This is a genomic window from Streptomyces fagopyri (assembly GCF_009498275.1).
Classification (GTDB): domain Bacteria; phylum Actinomycetota; class Actinomycetes; order Streptomycetales; family Streptomycetaceae; genus Streptomyces; species Streptomyces fagopyri.
Genome location: NZ_CP045643.1, coordinates 6,720,363 through 6,745,003, shown reverse-complemented (window position 1 = coordinate 6,745,003; position 24,641 = coordinate 6,720,363). Strand labels below are relative to the sequence as shown.

The 24,641-nt window shown below is 71.7% G+C and carries 19 protein-coding genes; 6 read left to right on the top strand and 13 right to left on the bottom strand.

What is annotated here, in order from left to right:
• Positions 1–91 precede the first annotated feature (91 nt).
• From GFH48_RS29105 to rsmH, 10 genes are all read right to left on the bottom strand, one after another.
• Complete coding sequence (locus GFH48_RS29105) at positions 92–886, bottom strand: cell division protein FtsQ/DivIB (protein WP_153291074.1); 795 nt, start codon at positions 884–886, stop codon at positions 92–94.
• 25 nt (positions 887–911) lie between these two features.
• The gene (gene murG / locus GFH48_RS29100) at positions 912–2,003 is read right to left on the bottom strand and encodes an undecaprenyldiphospho-muramoylpentapeptide beta-N-acetylglucosaminyltransferase (protein WP_153291073.1); all 1,092 of its coding nucleotides are present in this window, start codon (positions 2,001–2,003) and stop codon (positions 912–914) included.
• Positions 2,004–2,009: 6 nt separating this feature from the next.
• Positions 2,010–3,371, bottom strand: coding sequence for a putative lipid II flippase FtsW (gene ftsW, locus GFH48_RS29095; protein ID WP_153291072.1), 1,362 nt, complete (start codon positions 3,369–3,371; stop codon positions 2,010–2,012).
• A 185-nt stretch (positions 3,372–3,556) separates the two neighbouring features.
• Complete coding sequence (murD, locus tag GFH48_RS29090; RefSeq protein ID WP_153291071.1) at positions 3,557–4,999, bottom strand: UDP-N-acetylmuramoyl-L-alanine--D-glutamate ligase; 1,443 nt, start codon at positions 4,997–4,999, stop codon at positions 3,557–3,559.
• Entirely contained in the window at positions 4,981–6,054 is a 1,074-nt protein-coding gene (gene mraY, locus GFH48_RS29085; RefSeq protein ID WP_153291070.1) for a phospho-N-acetylmuramoyl-pentapeptide-transferase, read from the bottom strand. Before mraY ends, murD begins: the two co-directional genes overlap by 19 nt.
• Complete coding sequence (locus tag GFH48_RS29080) at positions 6,051–7,457, bottom strand: UDP-N-acetylmuramoyl-tripeptide--D-alanyl-D-alanine ligase (protein ID WP_153291069.1); 1,407 nt, start codon at positions 7,455–7,457, stop codon at positions 6,051–6,053. Before GFH48_RS29080 ends, mraY begins: the two co-directional genes overlap by 4 nt.
• A gap of 4 nt (positions 7,458–7,461) precedes the next feature.
• Positions 7,462–8,982, bottom strand: coding sequence for a UDP-N-acetylmuramoyl-L-alanyl-D-glutamate--2,6-diaminopimelate ligase (locus GFH48_RS29075; RefSeq protein WP_153293165.1), 1,521 nt, complete (start codon positions 8,980–8,982; stop codon positions 7,462–7,464).
• Between the two features lie 211 nt (positions 8,983–9,193).
• Positions 9,194–11,137, bottom strand: coding sequence for a peptidoglycan D,D-transpeptidase FtsI family protein (locus tag GFH48_RS29070; RefSeq protein ID WP_322747006.1), 1,944 nt, complete (start codon positions 11,135–11,137; stop codon positions 9,194–9,196).
• A 5-nt stretch (positions 11,138–11,142) separates the two neighbouring features.
• The gene (locus GFH48_RS29065; RefSeq protein ID WP_194280711.1) at positions 11,143–11,790 is read right to left on the bottom strand and encodes a septum formation initiator family protein; all 648 of its coding nucleotides are present in this window, start codon (positions 11,788–11,790) and stop codon (positions 11,143–11,145) included.
• Between the two features lie 120 nt (positions 11,791–11,910).
• Positions 11,911–12,867: a 16S rRNA (cytosine(1402)-N(4))-methyltransferase RsmH gene (gene rsmH / locus GFH48_RS29060; RefSeq protein ID WP_153291067.1), complete on the bottom strand. Its 957-nt coding sequence runs from the start codon at positions 12,865–12,867 to the stop codon at positions 11,911–11,913.
• Positions 12,868–13,300: 433 nt separating this feature from the next.
• Here rsmH and GFH48_RS29055 point away from each other — a divergent pair, with 433 nt between their 5' ends.
• The 4 genes from GFH48_RS29055 to GFH48_RS29040 all read left to right on the top strand — a co-directional run bounded on the left by GFH48_RS29055 (position 13,301) and on the right by GFH48_RS29040 (position 18,915).
• The gene (locus GFH48_RS29055) at positions 13,301–13,864 is read left to right on the top strand and encodes a beta-class carbonic anhydrase (RefSeq protein WP_153291066.1); all 564 of its coding nucleotides are present in this window, start codon (positions 13,301–13,303) and stop codon (positions 13,862–13,864) included.
• Positions 13,865–14,126: 262 nt separating this feature from the next.
• Complete coding sequence (locus GFH48_RS29050; RefSeq protein ID WP_153291065.1) at positions 14,127–15,170, top strand: AAA family ATPase; 1,044 nt, start codon at positions 14,127–14,129, stop codon at positions 15,168–15,170.
• The gene (locus GFH48_RS29045; protein ID WP_153291064.1) at positions 15,170–16,528 is read left to right on the top strand and encodes a DUF58 domain-containing protein; all 1,359 of its coding nucleotides are present in this window, start codon (positions 15,170–15,172) and stop codon (positions 16,526–16,528) included. Before GFH48_RS29050 ends, GFH48_RS29045 begins: the two co-directional genes overlap by 1 nt.
• Positions 16,525–18,915, top strand: a complete 2,391-nt coding sequence (locus GFH48_RS29040; protein WP_153291063.1) for a transglutaminase TgpA family protein — start codon at positions 16,525–16,527, stop codon at positions 18,913–18,915. Before GFH48_RS29045 ends, GFH48_RS29040 begins: the two co-directional genes overlap by 4 nt.
• Before the next feature lie 527 nt (positions 18,916–19,442).
• On the opposite strand, the gene GFH48_RS29035 is transcribed toward GFH48_RS29040, so the two are convergent.
• The 3 genes from GFH48_RS29035 to GFH48_RS29025 all read right to left on the bottom strand — a co-directional run bounded on the left by GFH48_RS29035 (position 19,443) and on the right by GFH48_RS29025 (position 21,601).
• Complete coding sequence (locus GFH48_RS29035) at positions 19,443–19,838, bottom strand: DUF3040 domain-containing protein (RefSeq protein WP_153291062.1); 396 nt, start codon at positions 19,836–19,838, stop codon at positions 19,443–19,445.
• A 275-nt stretch (positions 19,839–20,113) separates the two neighbouring features.
• Positions 20,114–20,884, bottom strand: coding sequence for a class I SAM-dependent methyltransferase (locus GFH48_RS29030; RefSeq protein WP_153291061.1), 771 nt, complete (start codon positions 20,882–20,884; stop codon positions 20,114–20,116).
• A gap of 177 nt (positions 20,885–21,061) precedes the next feature.
• Entirely contained in the window at positions 21,062–21,601 is a 540-nt protein-coding gene (locus GFH48_RS29025; RefSeq protein WP_153291060.1) for an SAV_6107 family HEPN domain-containing protein, read from the bottom strand.
• 165 nt (positions 21,602–21,766) lie between these two features.
• Here GFH48_RS29025 and GFH48_RS29020 point away from each other — a divergent pair, with 165 nt between their 5' ends.
• A complete protein-coding gene (locus GFH48_RS29020) occupies positions 21,767–22,582 on the top strand; it encodes an ATP-binding cassette domain-containing protein (RefSeq protein ID WP_153291059.1) in 816 nt (271 codons plus the stop codon).
• The gene (locus tag GFH48_RS29015; RefSeq protein ID WP_153291058.1) at positions 22,554–24,638 is read left to right on the top strand and encodes a YhgE/Pip family protein; all 2,085 of its coding nucleotides are present in this window, start codon (positions 22,554–22,556) and stop codon (positions 24,636–24,638) included. The genes GFH48_RS29020 and GFH48_RS29015 overlap by 29 nt, the downstream gene beginning before the upstream one ends.
• Positions 24,639–24,641: the final 3 nt, after the last annotated feature.

Sequence of the window (24,641 nt, the reverse complement as noted above, 5' to 3'; positions counted from 1 at the left end):
ACGAACACGCCGAACCTCCCGTTTTTCTTTTCACCCTATGTGATCAGCCGTAGCGCTGCCCAACCAGGGTGCTGGCCTGCGCGGATGTGCGTCAACTACCGGCTGACGAGGGGGCGGTGGGGACGCTCACGTCGAAGTGCCGGGCCTTCGGAGCTGCTTTCATGAGAGCGGTGAGTGTCCGCGCCTTCGCGCGGCCCTTCTCGCCGCTCCCCCACTCGACGTCACGGCCGTCGGCCAGTTGCAGCGAGATGGAGTCGTACGAGCGGACCTTGACGGTACGGGTGTCACCGGCCACGGGGGCCGGGACGTCCCCGGCGACCCGAACCGCCTCACGCACCAGCCGGTCGACCGGGAAGCGCCGCAGGACGGCCGAGCGGGACGGCGTCAATTCGAGCAGGGGCACGTTCTTCGGGGCTCGCGAAACCGTCGCGAACCGCACGCCCTTGGCGTCCACTTCGACGTACCCGCCCCCCTTTCCCGGCTGCTTCACCACCAGGACAGGGGTGCGTTCGGTCACTTTCAACCCGATTCCGTGCGGCCAGGAACGGACGACGACGACCGAGTCGATCCTGGGCAGTTTCCGCAGCAGTCGGGCTTCCACGACGTCGGTGTCGACGGAGATCAGTGGCGTTCCGTCCGGCACCCGGGCCGCTTCGCGCACCTGCCGTACCGTCAGCACCCCGGTACCGGAGACGGACAGCCTCTCGACCCGCAGCCAGTGCGAGCCGTAGAGGAGCCAGACCACTCCGGCGCCGGCCGCTACCGCCGTCACCAGAAGGACGATGAGCACACGAAGGCGGCGAAGCCGCACCGGACGGGGCGGCCGGGGCGGGCCGGACTTCAGCTTCTGCCGTTCACCGCGCTCGGCGGTCGTCGGTCCGGCCACGCTCCCTGCCTTCCCTCACATGTGCCTAGTGGCGGCGCGAGGCGATCGCCTCGTACACCATGCCGACGAGCAGGTCGTCGGCGTCCCGGCGCCCGAACTCGCTGGCGGCGCGGGACATCTCGTACAGCCGGTGCGGGTCGGCGAGCACGGGCAGCACGTTCTGCTGCACCCACTGGGGCGTCAGTTCCGCGTCGTCGACCAGCAGTCCACCGCCGGCCTTGACCACCGGCTGGGCGTTGAGCCGCTGTTCGCCGTTGCCGATGGGCAGCGGGACGTAGGCGGCCGGGAGCCCGACGGCGGAGAGTTCGGCGACGGTCATCGCGCCCGCGCGGCAGAGCATCATGTCGGCCGCGGCGTACGCGAGGTCCATCCGGTCCACGTACGGTACCGGGATGTACGGGGGCATCCCCGGCATCTGGTGCACCTGCGGCAGTTCGTTCTTCGGCCCGACCGCGTGCAGGATCTGGATGCCGGCCTGCTGGAGGTACGGGGCGGCCTGCTGGACGACCTCGTTGAGGCGCCGGGCACCCTGCGAGCCGCCGGAGACCAGCAGCGTCGGCAGGTTGGGGTCGAGCCCGAACGCGGCGCGGGCCTCGGGGCGTACGGCGGCCCGGTCGAGGGTGGCGATGGAGCGGCGCAGCGGGATGCCGATGTAGCGGGCACCGCGCAGCTTGTTGTCGGGGGTCGAGACGGCGACCTGCGCCGCGTACCGCGAGCCGATCTTGTTGGCGAGGCCCGGCCGCGCGTTCGCCTCGTGGATGACGATCGGTACGCCGAGGCGCTTGGCGGCGAGATAGGCGGGCAGCGCGACATAGCCGCCGAACCCGACGACCGCGTCCGCCTTGGTGCGCTCCAGGACCTGCTCGGCCGCCTTGATCGTGCCGCGCAGCCGTCCGGGGACGGTGATCAGCTCGGGGGTGGGCTTGCGCGGCAGCGGAACGGCGGGGATCAGCGCGAGGTCGTATCCCCGCTCGGGTACGAGCCGGGTCTCGAGTCCGCGTTCCGTGCCCAGGGCCGTGATCCCCACGGTCGGGTCCTGCCTCCGCAGGGCGTCCGCGAGGGCGAGCGCGGGCTCGATGTGGCCGGCGGTCCCCCCGCCGGCGAGTACGACATGCACCGAAATTCACCGCTCTCCGGACGAACGCGCCGCGGCGCGCCGTCGCATCGTGTTCCATCTCCGAGGCCCCGCGGCCCCAGCGGAGCCTCTCACCGCAGTACGCTTTCTGCCAAAGCGGGGTTGCCGCATCGCGAGCGCCGCCCGCGCGCCGGGCTCGTCCCGCGCGAAGGCGATCAGCAGTCCGACGGCGAACATGGTCGGCAGCAGGGCGGAACCCCCGTAGGAGAACAGCGGGAGCGGGACGCCGGCGATCGGCAGCAGACCGAGCACCGCACCGATGTTGATCACGGCCTGGGCCGTGATCCAGGTGGTCACGCCTCCCGCGGCATACCTGACGAAGGGGTCCTCCGTGCGTCCGGCCACGCGGATACCCGCATAGCCTAGAGCCGCGAAGAGGGCGAGTACCGACAGTGTTCCCGCGAGGCCCAGTTCCTCCCCGGTGATGGCGAAGATGAAGTCCGTGTGCGCTTCGGGCAGTTGGCCCCATTTTTCCACGCTGGCGCCGAGGCCGGATCCGAACAGGCCGCCGGAGGCGAGGGCGTAGATGCCGTGCACGGCCTGCCAGCAGGTGTCGTTCGGGCCGGGCTCGGTGGCGCCGATGCAGGCCAGCCTGGACATGCGGTTGGGGCTGGTCTTGATGAGGACGAAGCCGATCGTCAGCGCGACGGCCAGGACTCCCGCGAACAGCCGAGTGGGCGCTCCGGCCAGCCACAGCAGCCCGAAGAGGATGGCGGTGAGGATGATCGCCGTGCCCATGTCGCCGCCGAGCATGATCAGCCCGAGCAGCATGAAGGCGACCGGGACGAGCGGCACCAGCATGTGCTTCCACTGCGCCAGCATCGCCTTGTCCTGTTTGCGGGCGAGCAGGTCGGCGCCCCACAGCACGAGCGCGAGCTTGCCGAACTCACTGGGCTGGATCTGGAACGAGCCGCCCAGGGAGATCCAGTTCTGGTTGCCGTTGACCGACATCCCTATCCCCGGCACCTGCACGAGGATCATCAGGAAGACCGCGCCCGCCAGGATCGGATAGGCCAGCGCCCGGTGCAGTTTCACCGGCACCCGCATGGCCACCAGGAGCAGCACGGCGCCGATGGAGGCGGCGAGAAACTGTTTGCGGAAGAAGAACGATCCGGGCAGCGACAGCTGCAGTGCCGTGATCATCGACGCCGAGTAGACCATCACGAGGCCCAGTACGGTGATCAGCAGGCTGCTGCCGAGGATCAGGTAGTAGGCGGTCAGCGGCCGGTCCCAGGCCTTGCGCGCCCGCGTGACGAGGCGGCCCACGGGATTGTCGCGCGCGGGTCGCGCCGAGGCGGGGCGCCGGGGGGCGCGCTGGACGGGGGGGCGGCCCGTACGGCTACCGGCCATCGCCGGCTCCCTTGGCCGGGGCGCGCAGGGGCGCCCCCGTGGTGGTCCTGCCGGGCCGTGCGGGCACGGCGGCGGGGGTACGGCGGCTCAGCGCCGTACGGCCCGCCGGAAGCCGCCTGTCGAGCCCCGACCGCAATGGCGTCACGCGTCCCTCCCAAGGGTCCCGGGGCGCCTGGGTCCCGCCGTCAGGCGCTCGCGGTGCCGAGTTCGCGAACCGCCTCCGCGAAAGCGTCACCGCGTTTGTTGTAGTTGGCGAACATGTCCATGGACGCACAGGCCGGCGCCAGCAGGACGGTGTCTCCCGGTCCGGCGAGCCGTGCGGCCTCCTGAACCGCCGCGAGCATCGCCCCAGTGTCCGTGCGGGCGAGGTCGACGACGGGTACTTCCGGGGCGTGTCGCGTGAGGGCTTCACGGATCAGCGCGCGGTCGGCGCCGATCAGCACGACCCCCCGAAGCCGCTGTGCCGACTTGGCGACCAGTTCGTCGAAGGTCGCTCCCTTGGCGAGGCCGCCGGCGATCCACACGATCGACTCGTAGGCCGCCAAGGAGGCTTCCGCCGCGTGGGTGTTGGTCGCCTTGGAGTCGTCGACGTAGGCGACGCCGTCCACGTCGGCCACGTGCGCGATGCGGTGCGCGTCCGGGGTGAAGGCCCGCAGACCGTCGCGTACGGCGCCGGCGGGGACGCCGAAGGCGCGCGCGAGGGCCGCCGCCGCAAGGGCGTTGGCGATGTTGTGGGGGGCCGACGGGTGCACGTCGGAGACCTCGGCGAGCTCCTGGGCGTTCTTCTGCCGGTTCTCGACGAAGGCGCGGTCGACCAGGATGCCGTCCACGACGCCGAGTTGGGAGGGCCCGGGGGTGCCGAGGGTGAAGCCGACGGCCCGGCAGCCCTCCTCCACGTCCGCCTCGCGCACCAGGTCCTCGGTGGCCTTGTCGGCGACGTTGTAGACGCAGGCGACCCGATTGCCCTCGTAGACACGGCCCTTGTCGGCGGCGTACGCCTCCATGGAGCCGTGCCAGTCGAGATGGTCGGGCGCGAGGTTCAGCACGACCGCGGAGTGGGCGCGCGGCGAGGGTGCCCAGTGCAGTTGGTAGCTGGACAGCTCCACCGCCAGGACGTCGTACGTCTCCTCGCCCAGCACCGCGTCCAGCAGGGAGACCCCGATGTTGCCGACGGCGGCCGTGCGCAGCCCCGCCGCCTTCAGGATCGAGGCGAGCATCTGCACGGTCGTGGTCTTGCCGTTGGTGCCCGTGACGGCGAGCCAGGGTGCGGCCTTCCTGCCGTCCAGCTCGCGCAGGCGCCAGGCCAGCTCGACGTCGCCCCAGACCGGGACGCCCGCCTCGGCGGCCGCGGCGAACAGCGGCTTGTCCGGCTTCCAGCCGGGTGCGGTGACGATGAGTTCGGTGCCCCCGGGCAGGGTGTCGCCGTCGCCGAGGCGCACGGTGACGCCGAGCGCCTGAAGTTCTCCGGCCTGCGCGCGGGAGCGCTCGTCGTCGCCGTCGTTGACGACCGTGACGACGGCGCCGAGCCCGTGCAGGACCCGCGCCGCCGGGATGCCGGAGACCCCGAGCCCGGCGACGGTGACGCGCTTGCCCTGGAACTCCGGGGAGGTCACTTCTCGGCCGCCCATCCCGCGTAGAAGATGCCGAGACCGACGATCACGCAGATGCCCTGGATGATCCAGAACCGGACCACGACCAGGACCTCGGACCAGCCCTTGAGTTCGAAGTGGTGCTGGAGCGGTGCCATCCGGAAGACGCGTTTGCCGGTGAGCCGGAACGAACCGACCTGGATGACCACGGACATGGTGATCAGGACGAAGAGGCCGCCGAGCAGCGCGAGCAGCAGCTCGGTGCGGGAGCAGATCGCCAGACCGGCCAGCGCGCCGCCGAGGGCCAGCGAACCGGTGTCACCCATGAAGATCTTGGCGGGTGAGGTGTTCCACCACAGGAAGCCGAGGCAGGCGCCCATCAGCGCGGAGGCGACGATCGCGAGGTCCAGTGGATCTCGTACCTCGTAGCAGGCGGCCGGGTTGGTGAGGGTCTGCGTGTTGGCGCAGGACTCCTGGAACTGCCAGACACCGATGAACGTGTAGGCGCCGAAGACCAGGACGGAGGCGCCGGTGGCGAGGCCGTCCAGACCGTCCGTGAGGTTCACGCCGTTCGACATCGCCAGGATCATGAACAGCGCCCAGACCACGAACAGCACCGGTCCGATGGTCCAGCCGAAGTCCTGGACGAAGGAGAGCTTGGTGGAGGCCGGGGTGTTGCCGCGGTTGTCGGAGAACTGGAGCGCGAGCACCGCGAAGGAGATGCCGACGATCAGCTGTCCGGCCATCTTCGCCTTGGCCCGCAGGCCGAGCGAACGCCGCTTGACGATCTTGATGTAGTCGTCGAGGAAGCCGACCAGGCCCATGCCCGCCATCAGGCCGAGCACCAGCAGACCGGAGAAGGTGGGCGGGTATCCCGTGATGATCTTGGACAGGAAGTACGCGGCGATCGTCGCCAGGATGAAGGCGATACCACCCATCGTCGGCGTACCGCGCTTGCTGTGGTGCTCCTTCGGCCCGTCGTCACGGATGTACTGCCCGTAGCCCTTGCGGGCCAGCAGTTTGATCAGCAGCGGCGTGCCGACCAGGGTGAGGAACAGACCAATGACTCCTGCGAACAGGATCTGCTTCATCATCGGGCAGCAACCTCACCCTCGGCACCGCCGTCGAGCAGCGCCTGCGCCACCCGTTCGAGCCCGACCGACCGGGACGCCTTCACGAGCACGACGTCCCCCGGGCGCAACTCGCTGCGCAGCAGGTCGACAGCCGCCTGTGCGTCGGACACGTGCACCGACTCCTCACCCCACGAACCCTCGTTATATGCGCCCAGTTGGAGCCAGGACGCTTCCCTGCCCCCGACCGCGACGAGCTTGCTGACGTTGAGTCGGACGGCTAGCCGCCCGATCGCGTCGTGCTCGGCGAGAGCCTCGTCCCCGAGCTCGGCCATCTGACCGAGCACCGCCCACGTACGACGTCCCCTTCCCATCGCCACGAGCGCGCGCAGGGCGGCTCGCATGGACTCGGGGTTCGCGTTGTAGGCGTCGTTGACGACCGTCACGCCGTCCGGGCGCTCGGTGACCTCCATCCGCCAGCGGGAGAGGGAGCCCGCCTCGGAGAGCGCGCGGGCGATCTCGTCTGCGGACATGCCCAGCTCATGGGCGACGGCGGCCGCGGCGAGCGCGTTCGACACGTGGTGCTCACCGTACAGGCGCATGGTCACATCACCGCACCCGGAGGGTGTGTGAAGCCTGAACGCGGGCTGTCCGAGGTCCGTGAGACGCACGTTCTCGGCGCGTACGTCCGCTTCGCCGGACTCTCCGAAAAGCACCACCCGCGCCTTCGTCCGGGACGCCATGGCGCGTACGAGGGGGTCGTCGGCGTTGAGGACCGCGGTGCCGTCCTCGGGGAGGCTCTCGACGAGCTCGCCCTTCGCCTGTGCAATCTGTTCGCGGCCGCCGAACTCGCCGATGTGGGCGGTGCCGACGTTGAGGACGAGACCGATCTTCGGCGGGGTGAGATCCGTGAGGTAGCGGATGTGGCCGATGCCGCGGGCGCCCATCTCCAGCACGAGGTACTTCGTCTCCTCGGTGGCGGTCAGCGCGGTCAGCGGCAGTCCGATCTCGTTGTTGAGCGAACCGGGCGTGAAGACGGTCGGCGCCTTGCTCCGCAGCACCTGGGCGATCAGGTCCTTGGTGCTGGTCTTGCCCGCGGAGCCGGTGAGGGCCACGAGGGTCACGCCGAGCCGTTCGACGACGTGCCGGGCGAGGGCGCCGAGGGCCTTCTGCACGTCGTCGACCACGATGGCGGGCACGCCGACCGGCCGGGAGGCCAGTACGGCGGCCGCGCCCGCGTCGACCACCGCCCGGGCGAAGTCGTGGCCGTCCACGCGCTCGCCGGCGAAGGCGACGAAGAGGCTGCCTGGCTCCACTTCACGGGAGTCTCTGACGACCGGTCCGGTGACCTGTGGCGCCGGATCCGGTATGTCGTGCGTCTGCCCGCCGACGACTGCTGCGATCTCGGCGAGAGAGAGGGCGATCACAAGTTCATCCCTGGGTCTTCTGGATAGCTTCGCGAAGCACCTGGCGGTCGTCGAAGGGACGCACCACCCCGGCGATGTCCTGGCCCTGCTCGTGGCCCTTGCCGGCGACCAGCACGGTGTCACCGGGCCGGGCCCGGGCGACGGCGGCGGCGATGGCGGCGGCCCGGTCCTCGAAGACCTGGACCTCGCCGCGCTCGTGCGCCGGCACCTCGGCGGCGCCCGCGAGCATCGCCGCGAGGATCGCGAGGGGGTCCTCGGAGCGGGGGTTGTCCGATGTCAGTACGGCGGTGTCGGCGAGCCGTGCCACGGCCGCGCCCATCGGCATCCGCTTGGTCGTGTCACGGTCGCCGCCGCAGCCGAGCACGACGTGCAGCCGGCCCTCGGTGACCTTGCGCAGCGCGCGCAGCACCGACTCGACGGCGTCCGTCTTGTGGGCGTAGTCGACGACCGCGAGGTAGGGCTGGCCCGCGTCCACGCGCTCCAGCCGGCCCGGGACGCCCGGGACGGCGGCGACGCCGTCGGCGGCGGTCTGCGGGTCGAGTCCGGCGGCGGCGAGGGCGACGATCGCGGCGAGGGTGTTCGCCACGTTGAAGGGGCCCGCGAGCGGCGATCTCGCGGTGATCCGCTCGCCCTTGGGGCCGACCGCGACGAAGGCCGAGTCCATCGGACCGACCTCGACCTCCTCGGCCCGCCAGTCGGCGTCCGGGTGGCCCTCCGCGGAGAAGGTGACGACGGGGACGGTGGTCTCCTCGGCCAGTCGGCGCCCGTAGGCGTCGTCGAGGTTGATCACGGCGAGTTTGCTGCGTTCCGGAGTGAACAGTTGCGCCTTGGCCCGGAAGTAGTCCTCCATGTCGGAGTGGAACTCCATGTGTTCCGGGCTGAGGTTGTTGAAGACGGCGATGTCGAAGACGCAGCCGTCGACCCGGCCCAGTACCAGCGCGTGGCTGGAAACCTCCATCGCGACCGCGTCGACGCCGCGTTCGCGCATGACCGCGAACAGCGCCTGGAGATCGGTCGCTTCGGGGGTGGTGCGCTCCGACTTGATGCGCTCGTCGCCGATGCGCATCTCCACCGTGCCGATCAGGCCGGTGGAGCGGACCGTCTTCAGACCGCCCTCGACGAGATACGCCGTGGTGGTCTTGCCGGAGGTTCCGGTGATGCCGATCTGGAGCAGGTCGCGTCCGGGGTGGCCGTAGATCGTGGCCGCGAGCCCGCCCATGCGTCCGCGCGGGTCGTCGACCACGAGGACAGGCAGGCCGGTGGCCGCGGCCCGCTCGGCACCGGTCGGGTCGGTCAGTACGGCGACCGCCCCCAGGCCGGCGGCCTGGCCCACGTAGTCGGCGCCGTGCACGCGGGCGCCGGGCAGCGCGGCGTAGAGGTCGCCGGGGCGCACCGCGCGGGAGTCATGGGTGATGCCCGTGACCTCCGCGGTCGACGCCGGGGCGTTGGCACCCAGCTGATCGGCGAGCTCCACGAGGGGTGTTGCGGAGTTCTGGACCGGTCGCGGCGGCCCCGGATATGTCACAGGAACGCCCTTCTGGGTGATTTGGGACTGATCAGCGTGTGGCACGGCGGTGAGCGTACCGGGCTCACCCCCGCCGGAGCGAAGCGAGGGGCGTGCGGTGCCCTGGTTGCGGGGATCCGGGGTGATCGTTGTCACGAGGTGGTTCCTGGTCCGTTGTGCGTACGGGCAGATCAGGGTGTGCGGTCGGGGGCGGGCTCGGGCTCGGGGTGGATCACGGGGTGAAGGAGACGGGGAGATTGGCGGCCCCGGCTCCGGTGGGCGGGATCTGGAGGGTCTTCAGCGCGAACTCCATGACCTGCTTGTAGATGGGGCCGCAGATCTGACCGCCGAAGTAGCTGCCCCTGGTGGCGTTCTGGATCGCGCAGTAGACGGTGATCCTGGGCTTGTCGGCGGGGGCGAAGCCGGCGAACGACGAGGTGTAGCCGTGGTACTTGCCGGTGGCCGGATCCACGCGGTTGGCCGTACCCGTCTTGCCCGCGACCCGGTAGCCGGGGATGCGCGCCTTGGCGCCGGTGCCCTCCTCGTCGTCCACGACGGACTCCAGCATCTGGGCGAGGGTCTTCGCCGTCTTCGCGCTCACGACCCTGGTCCTCTTCGGCTGGGCGACGGGAGCGAAGCGGCCGTCGGGCCCCTTCGCGCCGCGCACCAGCGTCGGCTCCACGCGAACGCCGCCGTTGGCGATCGTCGAGTAGACGGAGGCCGCCTGCATCGCGTTGATGGAGACGCCCTGGCCGAAAGGAATCGTGTACTGCTGCGACGTCGACCACTTGTCGGCGGGCGCGAGGATGCCCCTCGTCTCGCCGGGGAAGTCGAGTCCGGTGTAGCCGCCGATGCCGAACTTGCGCAGATACGAGTAGAGGACCTTGTTGGCCTCCTTCTGCGTCTTGCCGAGCTGTCCGGCGGCCAGGATGGTGCCGATGTTGCTGGACTTGGCGAGCACGCCGTTGAGCGTCAGGTTCCAGGTCGCGTGGTCGACGTCGTCCTGGAAGAGCCGGTCGCCGCGGTGCAGCCGGTTGGGGACGACCACGTGCGTGCCGGGCGTGGCGACGTTCTCCTCCAGCACCGCGGCCATCGACATGACCTTGGCGGTGGAGCCGGGCTCGTACGCGTCCTGGAGGGCCGCGTTGCCGAGGGCCGCCGCACTGGCCTGGGAGAGGTCGTTGGGGTCGAAGCCGGGCGAGTCGGCCATCGCCAGCACCTCGCCGGTACGGGTGTCCTGCACGATCACGTACCCGCGGTCCGCCTTGGACTTCTTCACCTGTTCGGCGATGGCGTTCTGCGCGGCCCACTGGATGTCGCGGTCGATGGTCAGTTCGACGTCGGAGCCGGCCACGGCGGGCGTCTCGGTGGAGCCCACGGTCGGCACCTGACGGCCGCCGGACTGCGCGTAGCGGATCTTGCCGTCCTTGCCGGAGAGCTCCTTGTTCAGCTGCTGCTCGACACCGCCGCCGCCCTTGCCGTCGGCGTTGACCCAGCCCAGTATCCCGGCGGCGAGATCGCCGTTCGGGTAGACGCGCTTGCTCGCCGGGACCGCGAGGACGCCCGCGAGGAAGTTGACCGCGCTCCTGTCGGTCTCCGCCTTGGCCGCGAGCGTGGTCTTCAGGTCCTTGATCTGCTTCCAGACCTGCGGGGTCCGGCGGTGCGCGAGCAGCGTGTAGCGGGTGTTCTTCGTCCGCAGTTTCCTTGCGACCGTGTCCGGGCTCTGGTCGAGGATCGGCCCGAGCAGCGCCCCGGCCTGCTCGGGCGCGTCCGACACCTTCGTCGCCGCCCGGGTGAACATCGTGGGGTCGGCCGTGATGTCGTACGCGTCCACGCTCGTGGCCAGCTCGACACCGTTGCGGTCCGTGATCCCACCGCGGGTGGCGGCCAGGGTGCGGCCGACGTAGCGGTTCTGTTCGGCCTTCGCGGCGTACGCGCTCGCGTCCACGGCCTGCACCTGGAGCAGCCGGACGACGAAGGCGGCCATCACCAGTGTCAGGGCGAGGCTGACCATGCGCAGCCGGGGCCGGGGACTGCCGAGCCGCAGGGGGCGCGAGCCGCCGGGCCTGGGTGCGCCGGGGCGGCGCGCGGGGCGGGCGCCGGGGCCCGGGCGGCGCTGGCCGCCGGGGCGTGCGGGGCCGGGCACACGACGGCGCGGCGGTTCCCTGTCGGACACTTCCGTCACCTGCCGGGGGTCGAGGAGCGCTGCGTGGACGGGGTGGGGGTGGGCGTGGGGGTGGGTACGGAGGCGAGGGACCGTGTGCGGGACGTGACGGAGGCGCTGGGGGTACCGGCGGCCGGGGTGGTGACGGCCGGGACGGGGGTGCCGGTGGCCGGGGCGCCGGTGGCGGAGGGGCCGGCGGCAGGGGTGACGGGAGTACCGGTGGCCGGGGTCCGGCTCGCGGTCGGCGAGGAGCCGAGGACCTCGGGCGGGCGCGTCGCCGGGTTCCGCAGGGAGGAATCCCGGGCGGCCGCTCCGGGGACACCCTTGACGGTGCCGTCCGGGGCGAGGAAGGCGGGGTCGCCGCCCGGGACCATGCCCAGCTCACGGGCGCGACGCTGGAGGGCGTCGGGCGCGGAGTAGGCGTCCACGTCCCGCTGGAGCGCCTGCTCCTCGTCGGTGAGGGACTTGGTGCCCTTCTGGAGGTCGTCGAGGTGGAAGGAACCCTCGCTCAGCGCGGAGTTCAGCACGAGCAGGCCGATGAGTCCGCCGCCGAGCAGGAGCACGACGAGCAGGACGAAGGGGGTACGGGCGGCGTGGGCCGCGCCGGCGGGGAGGAGCCGGGCGAGCCGGGCGGCGCGGCCCTTGAGTTCGGGTTTCCTGCTCACAGGCCCTCCCGGCGGGTTCGCTTTCCCGACCCGCGGTCGCGTCGCGGAGGTGCGCCGCCGCCCCTCGGCCACGCCGTGCGTTCGGGTTTCCCACTCACTCGCTCTCCCCCTCCAGGTGCCTCACTCGGCGTCCTCACGGATGCGCTGTGCCCCGCGCAGCCGCGCGGGGGCCGCCCGCCGGTTCTCGGCGACCTCTTCCTCGGTGGGAAGTTCGGCACCACGGGTGAGCAGCTTGAGCCGGGGCTGGTAGCGCTCGGGCACCACGGGCAGTCCGGGCGGCGCGGTGGTGGCGGCACCTGCCGCGAAGACCTGCTTGACCAGCCGGTCCTCCAGCGAGTGGTACGACAGCACGGCGATCCGGCCGCCGACGGCGAGCGCCTTCACGGCGGCGGGGATCGCCCTCTCCAGGACGCTCAGTTCGCCGTTGACCTCGATGCGCAGGGCCTGGAAGGTGCGCTTGGCCGGGTTGCCACCGGTGCGCTTGGCGGCCTGCGGCAGGGAGTCGCGGATCAGCTCGACGAGCCGCGCGCTGTGGGCGAACGGCTCCTTCGCGCGTTCGCGCACCACCGCGGAGACGATCCGCTTGGCCTGCTTCTCCTCGCCGTACGCGCGCAGGATCCGCACCAGTTCGCCCGGCGGGTAGGTGTTGAGCACCTCGGCCGCGCTGATCCCGGTCGTCTGGTCCATGCGCATGTCGAGGGGAGCGTCCTGCGCGTACGCGAACCCGCGGTCGGCCTCGTCGAGTTGCATGGAGGAGACGCCGAGGTCGAACAGGACGCCCTGGACGCGCGGGACGTCCAGACGGGCGAGCACGTCGGGCAGCTCGTCGTAGACGGCGTGCACGAGGGTGGCGCGGTCACCGAAGGGCGCGAGCCGCTCGCCGGAGAGGCGGAGCGCTTCCTTGTCGCGGTCCAGGGCCACCAGGCGGGCCTCGGGGAACCGGGTGAGGAGCGCCTCGCTGTGGCCGCCGAGTCCGAGCGTGCAGTCGACGACGACGGCTCCCGGCTCGGCGAGGGCCGGGGCCAGCATGTCCAGGCACCGCTGGAGCATCACCGGGACGTGTCGACTCTGGCTCAAGGGGCCCTCTCAGATCCGGCACGGCCGCACGCACCGCCGGGTCCCCACCCGCTCCAGAAGGGGAGGCCTGCCGCCGCCGGGTGAGTGGCGTCAGCCGACCGGGAGCGGGAGGAGGCCGAGCCGTACGTACGCGCCGCGCACGCGGGGAAGACTCCGGAAAGTCGCCGGGTCTCCGGGGGAAATCAGTCCAGCAGGGAGCCTCGGCTCCCGCTTCGCGTCACTTTAGTCCACGCCGACTCGCGGTCAATCAACCGGCATGCGCGTCGCGGACCGCTCCTCGATGAAGCCCCGGACGAAGCCATGAATCGGCAAAGATCACCTGTACGGCCGGTATCGAGAGCCCATGTGGGTTACCTCACAACAAGAGAGGATGGCGTTCTTTGTCCACCCTCACAGCAGGACTACTTCATACGTGACCAGTAACGTCATAGCTATGACGACTTCTGCATCCGTACCCACAGAGCCCGAAGACGCCATATCCGCTCGTGGCGTCTCCCCCGACGGCACCGTGACCGATCGCCTCGTCGACGCGAACCAGCGGTACGCCGCCGCCTTCACCGACCCGGGGATGGACGCACGGCCCGTGCTGCACGTGGCCGTGGTGGCGTGCATGGACGCCCGGCTCGACCTGCACGCGGCGCTCGGCCTGGAGCTCGGCGACTGCCACACCGTCCGCAACGCGGGCGGCGTGGTCACCGACGACGTGATCCGCTCACTCACGATCAGCCAGCGGGCACTGGGCACCCGCAGCGTCGTCCTCATCCACCACACCGGCTGCGGCCTGGAGTCCCTCACCGAGGAGTTCCGGCACGAGCTGGAGATGGAGGTCGGCCAGCGTCCCGCCTGGGCGGTCGAGGCCTTCCGGGACGTCGACCAGGACGTGCGGCAGTCGATGCAACGAGTGCGCACCTCCCCGTTCCTGCTCCACAGGGACGACGTGCGCGGCTTCGTCTTCGACGTGACGACGGGTCTGCTGCGCGAGATCGATCCCGCCTGAACGCTCCCACCGGCCCCCTCGTACAACCGAGGGGGCCTTCGTGGGACCCTCACTTCACGAAAGAACCCCGAGCTTCCGGCGCCCAAAAGCCCGTAAGACCCGACATATCGCAGCCAGTTATCCACAGGCGAGTGACACGAACCGGTAACGGCAACAAGAATGCGGGTGTGGCGTCACGCGGAACTTCGCGCGTGGTGTCCGTTTTTCGGGGTGGGCCGGTCCGCACAGGGCGTCGGCCCGCGAAAGGGCCGAGGAGGGCCGGGTGACGACCTATGACGATCGAGCGAGCCTCACGGATCTGACCGCCACTGCGGAGCGAGTCCGCAGTTCGGTGGAAGGAGTGATCGAGGGCAAGCCAGAGGTCGTACGGCTTTCGCTGACCGTGCTGCTCGCCGAGGGGCATCTTCTGATCGAGGATGTCCCCGGCGTCGGCAAGACCATGCTCGCCAAGGCGCTGGCCCGGTCCATCGACTGCTCGGTGCGGCGTATCCAGTTCACGCCCGACCTGCTGCCCTCGGACATCACGGGTGTGTCCATCTGGGACCAGCAGCGCCGGGACTTCGAGTTCAAGCCGGGCGCGATCTTCGCGCAGATCGTGATCGGCGACGAGATCAACCGCGCCTCGCCCAAGACGCAGTCCGCGCTCCTGGAGTCGATGGAGGAGCGCCAGGTCACCATCGACGGGCAGACCTACGAACTGCCCAGCCCCTTCATGGTGGTCGCCACGCAGAACCCCGTCGAGATGGAGGGCACCTACCCGCTGCCGGAGGCCCAGCGCGACCGTTTCATGGCCCGCGTCTCCATCGGCTACCCCAGCGCCGAGGCCGAACTGCAGATGCTGGACATCCACGGCGGCGTGAACCCGCTGGACGACCTGCAACCGGTGGCGCACGCGCACGAGATCGTGAAACTGATCGACGCCGTCCGCACGGTCCACGTCGCGGACAGCGTCCGGCGGTACGCGGTCGACCTGGTCGCCGCCACCCGTACCCATCCCGACCTGAGACTCGGCGCCTCACCGCGTGCCACGCTGCATCTGCTGCGGGCGGCGAAGGCGTCCGCCGCCCTGAGCGGCCGGGAGTACGCGCTGCCGGACGACATCCAGGCACTCGCGGTGGCGGTCCTGGCACACCGTCTGCTCCCCACCGCCCAGGCGCAGCTGAACCGCCGCACCGCCGAGCAGGTCGTCCAGGAGATCCTGCAGCACACCCCCGTTCCGGCAGCGCCGCAGCAGCAGGCCGGCTCCGGCTTCACCATGGGCCGCGGCGCGTCCGCGTTCGGCCAGCAGCCGCCCCGGAGGCTGTGATGTCCGGGGGGACGGGCGACACCGAGGACGAGAAGGGCGGCCTGCGCACCGCGCTCGCCGGTCTCACCACCCGCGGACGCTCCTTCCTTGCCGCCGGAGTCGCCGCCGTGATCTGCGCGTACGTCCTGGGGCAGAGCGATCTGCTCCGGGTCGGCCTGCTGCTCGCCGCGCTTCCCCTCGTCTGCGCGACCGTGCTGTACCGCACCCGCTACCGCGTCGCGGGCAGCCGCAGGCTCTCCCCCGGGCGGGTACCCGCCGGCTCCGAGGCCCGGGTCCATCTGCGGATGGACAACGTCTCCCGGCTGCCCACCGGATTGCTGATGCTCCAGGACCGGGTGCCGTACGTCCTCGGACCGCGGCCCCGCTTCGTCCTGGACCGGGTGGAGGCGGGAGGCCGCCGCGAGGTGTCCTACCGGGTGCGCTCGGACCTGCGCGGCCGGTATCCCCTGGGGCCGCTGCAACTGCGGCTCACCGACCCCTTCGGCATGTGCGAGCTGACGCGCTCCTTCTCCACGTACGACACCCTGACCGTCATCCCGCGCGTGGAGCCGCTGCCGACGGTGCGGCTGACCGGCGAGGCGAAGGGGTACGGCGAGGGACGGCAGCGCTCGCTGGCGCTGGCCGGCGAGGACGACATCATCCCCCGCGGATACCGCCACGGGGACGATCTGCGCCGGGTGCACTGGCGCCTGACCGCGCGCTACGGCGAACTGATGGTCCGTCGTGAGGAACAGCCGCAGCGCTCCCGCTGCACGGTGCTGCTCGACACCCGGGGCATCGCCTACCAGGGCGCGGGACCCGACTCGGCCTTCGAGTGGGCGGTTTCGGGCACGGCGTCCTCGCTGGTGCACATGCTGGAGCGGGGCTTCTCCGTCAGGCTGCTGACGGACGACGGCAGTTCGGTGCCCGGGGAGGGCGCCGACGGCTTCACGGGCGCGAGCCAGCAGTCGGCGGACGCCGCCGGGCTGATGATGGACACCCTCGCGGTCATCGACCACTCGGACGGCACGGGGCTGTCCCGCGCCTACGACATCCTGCGCAGTGGGAACGAAGGGCTGCTGATCGCCTTCCTCGGCGACCTCGACGAGGAGCAGACGACGGTGCTCGCGAAGATGCGCCAGCGCAGCGGTGGCGCGGTCGCCTTCCTGCTGGACAGTGAGACCTGGGTGCGGGAACCCACCGACGTACCCGGCCCGTTGGACAGAAGTGAGGATCGGCTGCGCATGCTGCGCGAGGCGGGCTGGACCGCGGTCACGGTGCCGCGTGGCGCGGATCTCGCGGACCTGTGGCGGCTGGCGGACCGGCAGCGCACGGGTGCCGCGTCCACGGGGAGTACGGCAGGGGGCGGAGTCCGATGAGCGGGCGGGCACGACTGACGCTGTGCTCGGCGGCGGCCACGCTGATGGCGGCGTGCGCCCTGCTGCCGCTGGTCGCTCCGGTGACCTGGCTGTTCCAGGCGGCGCTCCTGCTGGCGCTGCAGGCCGGTGTGGGCGTGTTGACCCGGCGGGTTCCGCTGGCCCGGCCGCTGACCGTGGCGGCGCAGGCGCTGGTGATGCTGATGCTGCTGACCCTGGTCTTCGCCCGGCAGCAGGCGCTCCTCGGTTTCGTTCCCGGACCGGAGGCGTTCCGGCACCTCGGCGACCTGCTCCGATCGGGCACGGACGATGTCGGGCGGTACGCGATACCGGCACCCCTGTCCGACGGCATCCGGCTGATGCTGATCGGCGGTGTCCTGCTGATCGGCCTCGCGGTCGACGCGCTCGCGGTGACGTTCCGCAGCGCGGCCCCCGCCGGACTCCCCCTGCTCGCGCTGTACTCGGTCGCCGCGGGGCTGGCGGGCGGCGGGGCCGCCTGGCTGTGGTTCCTGCTCGCGGCCGGGGGCTATCTGATGCTGCTCCTGGCGGAGGGCCGTGACCGGCTCTCGCAGTGGGGGCGTGTCTTCGGCGGCGCGCCCCGCACACGGGGGCCTGACGTCTCGTCGGGCGCGACCGCGCCGGTCCGCACGGGACGGCGCATCGGCGCGGTCGCGCTGGGCGTCGCCCTGGTGGTGCCGCTCGGCCTGCCCGCGCTCGACGGTGGCCTGCTGGGCGCCGCCGGCGCGGGCGTCGGCCCCGGCTCGGGTGGCGGTGGCACGATCTCCGCGGTGAACCCGCTGGTCTCGCTCCGCGACAGCCTGAACGTGGACGAGGACCGTCAGGTCATGTCCTACCGCACCAACACGCAGGACACCCAGGACATGTATCTGCGGATCGTGTCCCTGGACGACTTCGACGGCACGGCGTGGAAGCCGGCCCAGCGGCACATCCAGGACGTTCCCGACACGTTCCCGACACCGATCGGCCTCGGGTCGGACGTCCGGCACAGCGAGATCCGCACACGGATCGCGGCGGCCGACTGGTACGCGCAGGACTGGCTTCCCATGCCGTACCCCGTGAGCCACGTGAGCATCAAGGGCAGTTGGCGCTACGAGCCGGTGGGCCGCACGCTCGTCGGCGACCACGGCCAGAACACGCGCGGTGTGCAGTACGACGTCACCAGTCTGATCGTCCAGCCGACCGCGGCGCAGCTTGCGGACGCGCCGGAGCCCCCCGCGGCCCTGAAGCGTGAGTTCACCAAGGTGCCCGAGTCGCTGCCCGCGGTGGTGGCCGACACCGCCCGCAAGGTCACCGAGGGCTCGACGAACCATTACGAGCAGGCGGTCAAGCTCCAGGACTACTTCGCGGTGACCGGCGGATTCACCTACGACACCCAGGTGCAGGTCGGCAGCGGCTCGGCCGCGATCGCGCGTTTCCTGAGGGACAAGCAGGGTTTCTGCGTCCACTTCTCCTTCGCGATGGCCTCGATGGCCCGCACGCTGGGGATACCGGCCAGGGTCGCGGTGGGCTTCACGCCCGGCACCCCGGAGGCCGACGGTTCGATGTCGGTGGGGCTGCGGGACGCGCACGCCTGGCCCGAGCTGTACTTCGAGGGAGTGGGCTGGACCCGCTTCGAGCCGACCCCGAACCGGGGCTCGGTGCCGGACTACACCCAGACGGACACGCCCGGCCTGGACACGCCGGCGCTGCCGAACCCGACGACCTCGACGTCCGCGGCGCCGTCCACCGCCCCGTCGGTCGGCTCCACCTGCTCGGCCCAGCTGAAGCGGCTGGAGGGCTGCGCGAGTGAGTCCGCGTCGGCCGCGGTGGGTTCGAAGGACGACGGCACGCCGTTGTTCCAGATCCTGGGGCTGACCCTGTTGGGGCTCCTGCTGCTGGCGTTGCCGTCGCTGCCGATGCTGTGGCGGCTGCGGGCCCGGGCCCTGCGGCTCGGCGCGCACGGCCGTGGTGAGGAGGACGCGGCGGCGTACACGCTGGCGGCCTGGCTGGAGGTGACCGACACGGCGTGGGACTACGGGATCGTGCCGGACGAGTCCCAGACGCCACGCAAGGCCGCGGCGCGGATCGTGCGCCTCGGATTTCTCGACGGGGACGCGGCGGAGGCGGTGCACCGGGTGGCGGCGGCGGTGGAGCAGGTTCTCTACGCTCCGCGTCCCCGGCCGGCCGCGGGGCTCGCCGAGGACGCCCGCCGGGTCGCGAGCGCCCTGCGCGTCCCGGCGAGCCGGATCGCCCGGTTGCGCGCGGTTGTCGCACCGCGCTCAGCCATCAGGGTGGCCTGGGCGGCGTCGGATCGGCGGGCGGCGGTGACGGCCCGCCTGGCGGCCCGCGGGGAGACCCTGCTGCGACGCCCTTCGAAGCAGAGCGGCTGACGCCGGACACCACGCCGGACACCACGGGTGGCCCGCACCTCCCTGCCGGGGGTGCGGGCCACCCGGCTTCGCGAGCCGGACCCCACGAGCGGACCCGTCCACGGTGGCCGGCACCCACCGCACGCCGGGACGACCCACGCCACCGGTCGAGCCACTCCGGACGCCGAGCCGTGCCACCGGTCGAGCCACCCCAGCCGTCGAGCCGCGCCACCGGTCGGACCGGGCTCCGGTCGAACCGTGCCGCTGATCGGACCGGGCACCCTCGGACCGCGGTCCGTTGGGGCGGGGACTCCGGCCCCACCATGACCCGCCGGTTCAGGGGCTTCGATCGGGCGCTGCCCGGGCGGGTGCGTATTCCGGCCGGACAGGGCTTCCGTCCGGCTTGGAGGGAGGGGGCGGTCGGAGGCGGAAGCCGGTGGGTCGTGGGATCGCCTGAGGGGGTGTCCACCCGGTCCGGGTGGACACCCCCTCACGCAAGTCCTACGGCTGCGGCCGATCGCTCGTCGCCCCGGCGGACGCCGCTGGTGCTACTGGCCCTGCTCGTCGCGGCGTCGCTGCCAGCGTTGTTCGATGCGGTCCATCATGGAGCGGCGCTGTCTGGCCTGGCGACGCGCGGCGGGTGCGCCGGGCGTCGCCGGTTGTTCTCCCGGCTTGGGAGCCTTGCGCCAACCGGTGACTGCAAGCACGGCACAGCCCAGCATGACGAGAAAACCCACCACGCTCAGCCAGATCTGTACTGCGACCATTCCGGCCATGAGGAGCGCGATACCCACCAGGAAGCCCGCGACCGCCTGGTAGACCCGTCGCCGGGTGTACGTACGCAGCCCGCTTCCCTCAAGCGCTGTCGCGAACTTGGGATCTTCGGCGTACAGCGCTCGCTCCATCTGCTCGAGCATTCGCTGCTCGTGCTCCGAGAGCGGCACGGCGTCCTCCTCATCGTGCAGTCGCCGGGGCGACCGGGGGTCCCCTTCAGGATAGGCAGGGAATCGCCCCCGTGAAACCCGCCCCTCTGCGCCAATTCGCCAACCGGAACCCGCCATGGCACCCCGGTCCACTGAGGCGTGCATTCCCCAGCGACCGGCCCGTCATGCCGGACGGTCTCCCTCGATCATACGGCGCCGAGGGCTCGATCGGGTGGCCTGTGGCGTACTCCATCTGCCGCCCCGCCCCTGATCAGGGGCGCACCACGGTGGACGACTCAGCCCTCGTCGGCCCCCCGCGTCTCACCGAGCACATGAAGCTGCGTGGCCACGGAGTGGAACGCGGCGAGTTCCGCGGCCGCCGCCTCCAGCTTCAGGAGGGCTTCGAGGGCTCCCGGTTCGGTGTCCACGAGGACTCCGGGGACCAGGTCCGCGAAGACCCGTACGCCGTGCACCGCGCCGACGCGCAGGCCCGCGCCCTCGACGAGCGTGGTGAGCTGTTCGGCGGTGAAGCGGTGGGGCACGGGGTCGCCCTCGCCCCAGCGTCCGTCCGGGTCGGCGAGGGCGTGCCTGGCTTCCTTGAAATGTCCGGCGAGGGCGCGGGCGATCACCGCGCCGCCCAGGCCGGCGGCGAGCAGGCTGAGGACACCCTCGGGGCGCAGCGCGTCCACGACGTTGCGCACGCCCTCTGCCGGGTGGTCCACGTACTCGAGGACCCCGTGGCACAGCACCGCGTCGTAGCCGCCGCGCTCGACGACGTCGAAGAGACCGTGGGCGTCGCCCTGCACGCCCTTGACGCGGTCGGCGACGCCGACCTCGGCGGCCCGGCGCTCCAGCGCGAACAGCGCGTTCGGACTGGGGTCGACGACGGTGACGCGGTGGCCGAGGCGGGCCACGGGCACCGCGAAGTTGCCGCTGCCGCCCCCGGTGTCGAGCACGTCCAGGGACTCCCGCCCGGTCGCCTTGACCCGGCGGTCGAGAGCGTCCTTGAGGACCTCCCAGACCACGGCGGTACGGAGAGAAGCGCGGGGGCGCATCGGGTCCGACACGGCAGTTGACTCCTCGGCGCGGCACCGCCTCGGATGGGGCGGAGCGATCGGGGGGCCTCCCGGCGGGAGGCATCAGGCGTGTCCACCCTATTGCCTCCGCCGCCGTACCCGATCCTCCGTCTCACGCGCCGGATCACGTGGTGGATCACGTCGTGGATGAGGCCCTCCTCCGCGCGGTCAGCCGGCGTCCGGGACCTCCCTGCCCCCGTCCTGCCGCGGCTGGGGCAGGACGGGTTGCAGTACGAGGATCCGCTCGACGATGCGCAGGAACATCGCCACGTCCCGAATGAGGTCGTCGGCGTCACGGGTGCCCGCCGCGCCCTGGATGCCGGCCTCGGCCCGGGCGCGGCGGCCTGCTCCGGAAGCGAACAGGGCGCTCCACTCGGTCAGTTCGGGCGCTATCTCGGGGAGCACCTCCCAGGCGCTGCGGATGCGGGCCCGGCGTCGGGGGGTGGGTTCGGGGCGACCTCGCGCGGCGAGGACGGCGGCGGCGGTGCGCAGGGCGGCCAAGTGGGCCGTCGCATAGCGCTCGTTGGGCGTTTCCAGGACCGTCGCCTCGTCGAGTCCGGCGCGGGCCTGGGCCAGCAGGTCGAGGGCGGCGGGCGGGGCCGTGGTCCGGCGGAGCACGGGGTGCACGTCGCCCGCCGGGCCGGTCAGCGAGGGGGCAGGGCCGGTGGCGCGGCGCCGGTGGGCGGCTGCTGCGGAAGAGGTGGCCATGACGAACCTCCTGTCGTCTGCGTGACGGCACTGTGGCCGTATGTGCCCATCGTGAGGTATGCCACTGACAATCCGTTCTGACCTGCGGCTTTGCTTCGATCGAAGGTTCGCGTTAGTTTTTGCACTGACCAGTCAGTTCAAAATTGCTCAAGGGATGGGGACGCTGTGGACGGTCCGCACGGACTCGGTGTCACGGCCACGGACTTCGGACTCGAGGGACCCCGCGGCTGGGCGTTCCGCGGGGTGGGGGTGACCGCGGAGCCCGGCTCACTGATCGCGGTCGAGGGCCCGTCCGGATCCGGGCGGACGTGTCTGCTGCTCGCCCTCACGGGCCGTATGCGGCCCACCGAGGGAAGCGCCGTCGTGGGCGGATCGGCCCTGCCGAAGCAGATGGGCGCGGTCCGGCGCGTGAGCGCGCTGGCCCACGTACCGGGCGTCACCGACCTCGACCCGGCCCTGACCGTCGGGGAGCACCTGCTCGAACGGGCCCTGCTGCAGCGGCGGTTCGGGGGGCCGCTGCGGGGCCTGTGGCGCCCGAGGGCCGAGCGGGCCGCCGAGACGAAGCGGCGGACCGACGAAGCGCTGACCGCCGCGGGGCTGGACCGGGAAGCCCTGCCCAAGGGGTCCCGGACCGCCGTACGTGATCTGGAACGGCTCGAAAGCCTGCGGCTGTCCGTCGCGCTGGCCCTCGTCGGCCGCCCCGGGCTGCTCGGCGTCGACGACACCGACCTCAAGCTCTCGGACACCGAACGGACCGAGGTGTGGACCCTGTTGGCGGCGGTCGCCGCAGCCGGCACCACCGTCGTCGCGGTGTGCGGCGAGGCCCCCGAAGGGGCGGTCACCGTGTCCATGTCCACCGCCAGGGCCGCCCGGACCGGCCGGCCCGCCGCAACGGACGTGGACCCCGACGGGACCACCGCCCCCCACCCGACGAACGAGAAGGAGACGGCCGATGCGCTCACCGAAACTGGCCGCTCTTGAGCTCAGGCGGTTCGGCCGGGGCAGGCTCCCGCGCGCCGCACTCGCCGCGCTCCTCCTGCTGCCGCTGCTCTACGGCGCCCTCTACCTGTGGTCGTTCTGGGACCCGTACGGCAGCCTGGACCGCATCCCGGTGGCCCTGGTGAACGACGACCGGGGGGCGAAGGCCGGGGGTACCGAGGTCAGGGCGGGCGACGACATCACCAAGAGGTTGCGCGACAGCGACACCTTCGAGTGGCACGAGGTGAGCGCCGCCGAGGCCCGCGCGGGCGTCGAGAACGGCACGTACTACCTGTCGCTGACCATGCCGCCCGACTTCAGCAGCAGGATCGCTTCCAGCTCCGGGGACACCCCCGAGACCGGCGCGCTCCAGGTACGTACGAACGACGCGAACAACTACATCGTCGGGCAGATCTCGCGCACGGTCTTCAGCGAGGTGCGCACCGCGGCCTCCACGAAGGCGTCGAGATCGTTCCTCGACAAGATCTTCATCTCGTTCTCCGACATCCACGGGGAGACCGAGAAGGCCGCCAAGGGCGCCGACCGGCTCAAGGGCGGGATCGGCAAGGCCAAGAAGGGCTCCGAGGACCTCGCGGACGGCCTGAAGGAGGCCGGGAAGGGCAGCGGAAGACTCTCCACGGGCCTGAAGAAGCTCGACAAGGGGGCGGGCGACCTGGAGGACGGTTCACGGCAGGTCGCGGACGGCACCAGGGCGCTCGCCGGCCGGGTCGACGGCGTCGCGGACAAGGTGAGCCCCTTCCTGAGGGCCCACGAGAAGTCCATCGGCGACACGGCCCGTCTGGTCGCCGACTCCGCCGCGGCGGTCCGTCACAACCTCGGCACCCTGGTCGAGGCGGCCCCGGCCGCCGCCAAGGGCGCCCGCACGGCGTCCACCGTGCTGAACACCGTCTACAAGGCCCGCTGCGAGTCCCTGCCGGTCCCCGACCCGGCGTGCCCCGATCTCAAGAAGGCCAGGCAGGCCGCCGCGGACGTGGCCGCGGTCGCCGACGACCTCGACACACTCATCGCCGACCAGGGCGGCGACCTCGACACCCTCGACCGCGACCTGGGCACCCTCCAGAAGCAGGCCCGTGCGCTCGCGAACCGCGCGCCGCACCTCTCCGAGGACCTCGACGACGCCGTCTCCAAGATCAACGCACTGGACGCGGGCGCGGCGAAGGTCGCCGCGGGCGCCGAGAAGCTGCACACCGGGCTCGGCACGGCCAGGACCGGTGCCGCGGACCTCGACACGGGCGTCGGCCGGCTGACGACGGGCGCGGGCGACCTCGACGGAGGCATCCACCGGCTCGTCGGCGGCTCGGGGAAGCTGGCCGGGGGACTGCACGACGGCGCCGGCCGGATCCCCGACTACGACCGGCAGGACCGCGACCGGCGCACCCACGTCATGGCCGACCCGGTCCAGCTCGCCTCCAGGGACCTGCACAAGGCACCCAACTACGGCACCGGATTCGCCCCGTACTTCATCCCGCTGTCCCTGTGGGTGGGCGCGATGGTCGCCTACATGCTGATCCCGCCCCTCAACCGGCGCGCACTCGCGGTCGGCGCCCCGGCCTGGCGCATCGCGCTGGCGGGCTGGCTGCCGGTGGCCGCCCTCGGGGTGCTGCAGACGGCGGCCCTGATGTCCGTGCTGCACTGGGCGATCGGCCTGGAGATGGCGCGTGCGGCCGGGACGGTCGGCTTCCTGTTCCTGGTGACGGCGTGCTTCGCGGCCGTCGTCCAGTGGCTGAACGCGCGCTTCGGAGCGGCCGGCCGGATCCTGGTGCTCGCCCTCCTGATGCTCCAGCTGACGTCGGCGGGCGGCACGTACCCCGTCCAGACCAGTCCGCGCTTCTTCAACGCGATCCACCCCTTCCTGCCGATGAGTTACGTCGTCGAGGCACTGCGCCGGCTCATCACCGGCGGCGGTCTGGGACCGGTCTGGCAGGCCTGCGCCGTCCTCACGGCGTTCACCGCGGGCGCCCTCGCGCTCACCGCCCTGTCGGCACGCGGCAAACAGGTGTGGACCCTGGACCGCCTTCACCCGGAGCTGAGCCTGTGACAA

Bases quoted from the DNA above. Each gene is read 5' to 3' on its own strand.
- ftsW (WP_153291072.1), bottom strand. From the start codon at position 3,371: ATGGCCGGTAGCCGTACGGGCCGCCCCCCCGTCCAGCGCGCCCCCCGG.
- murD (WP_153291071.1), bottom strand. From the start codon at position 4,999: ATGGGCGGCCGAGAAGTGACCTCCCCGGAGTTCCAGGGCAAGCGCGTC.
- mraY (WP_153291070.1), bottom strand. From the start codon at position 6,054: ATGATGAAGCAGATCCTGTTCGCAGGAGTCATTGGTCTGTTCCTCACC.
- GFH48_RS29055 (WP_153291066.1), top strand. From the start codon at position 13,301: ATGACGACTTCTGCATCCGTACCCACAGAGCCCGAAGACGCCATATCC.
- GFH48_RS29045 (WP_153291064.1), top strand. From the start codon at position 15,170: ATGTCCGGGGGGACGGGCGACACCGAGGACGAGAAGGGCGGCCTGCGC.
- GFH48_RS29040 (WP_153291063.1), top strand. From the start codon at position 16,525: ATGAGCGGGCGGGCACGACTGACGCTGTGCTCGGCGGCGGCCACGCTG.
- GFH48_RS29025 (WP_153291060.1), bottom strand. From the start codon at position 21,601: ATGGCCACCTCTTCCGCAGCAGCCGCCCACCGGCGCCGCGCCACCGGC.
- GFH48_RS29015 (WP_153291058.1), top strand. From the start codon at position 22,554: ATGCGCTCACCGAAACTGGCCGCTCTTGAGCTCAGGCGGTTCGGCCGG.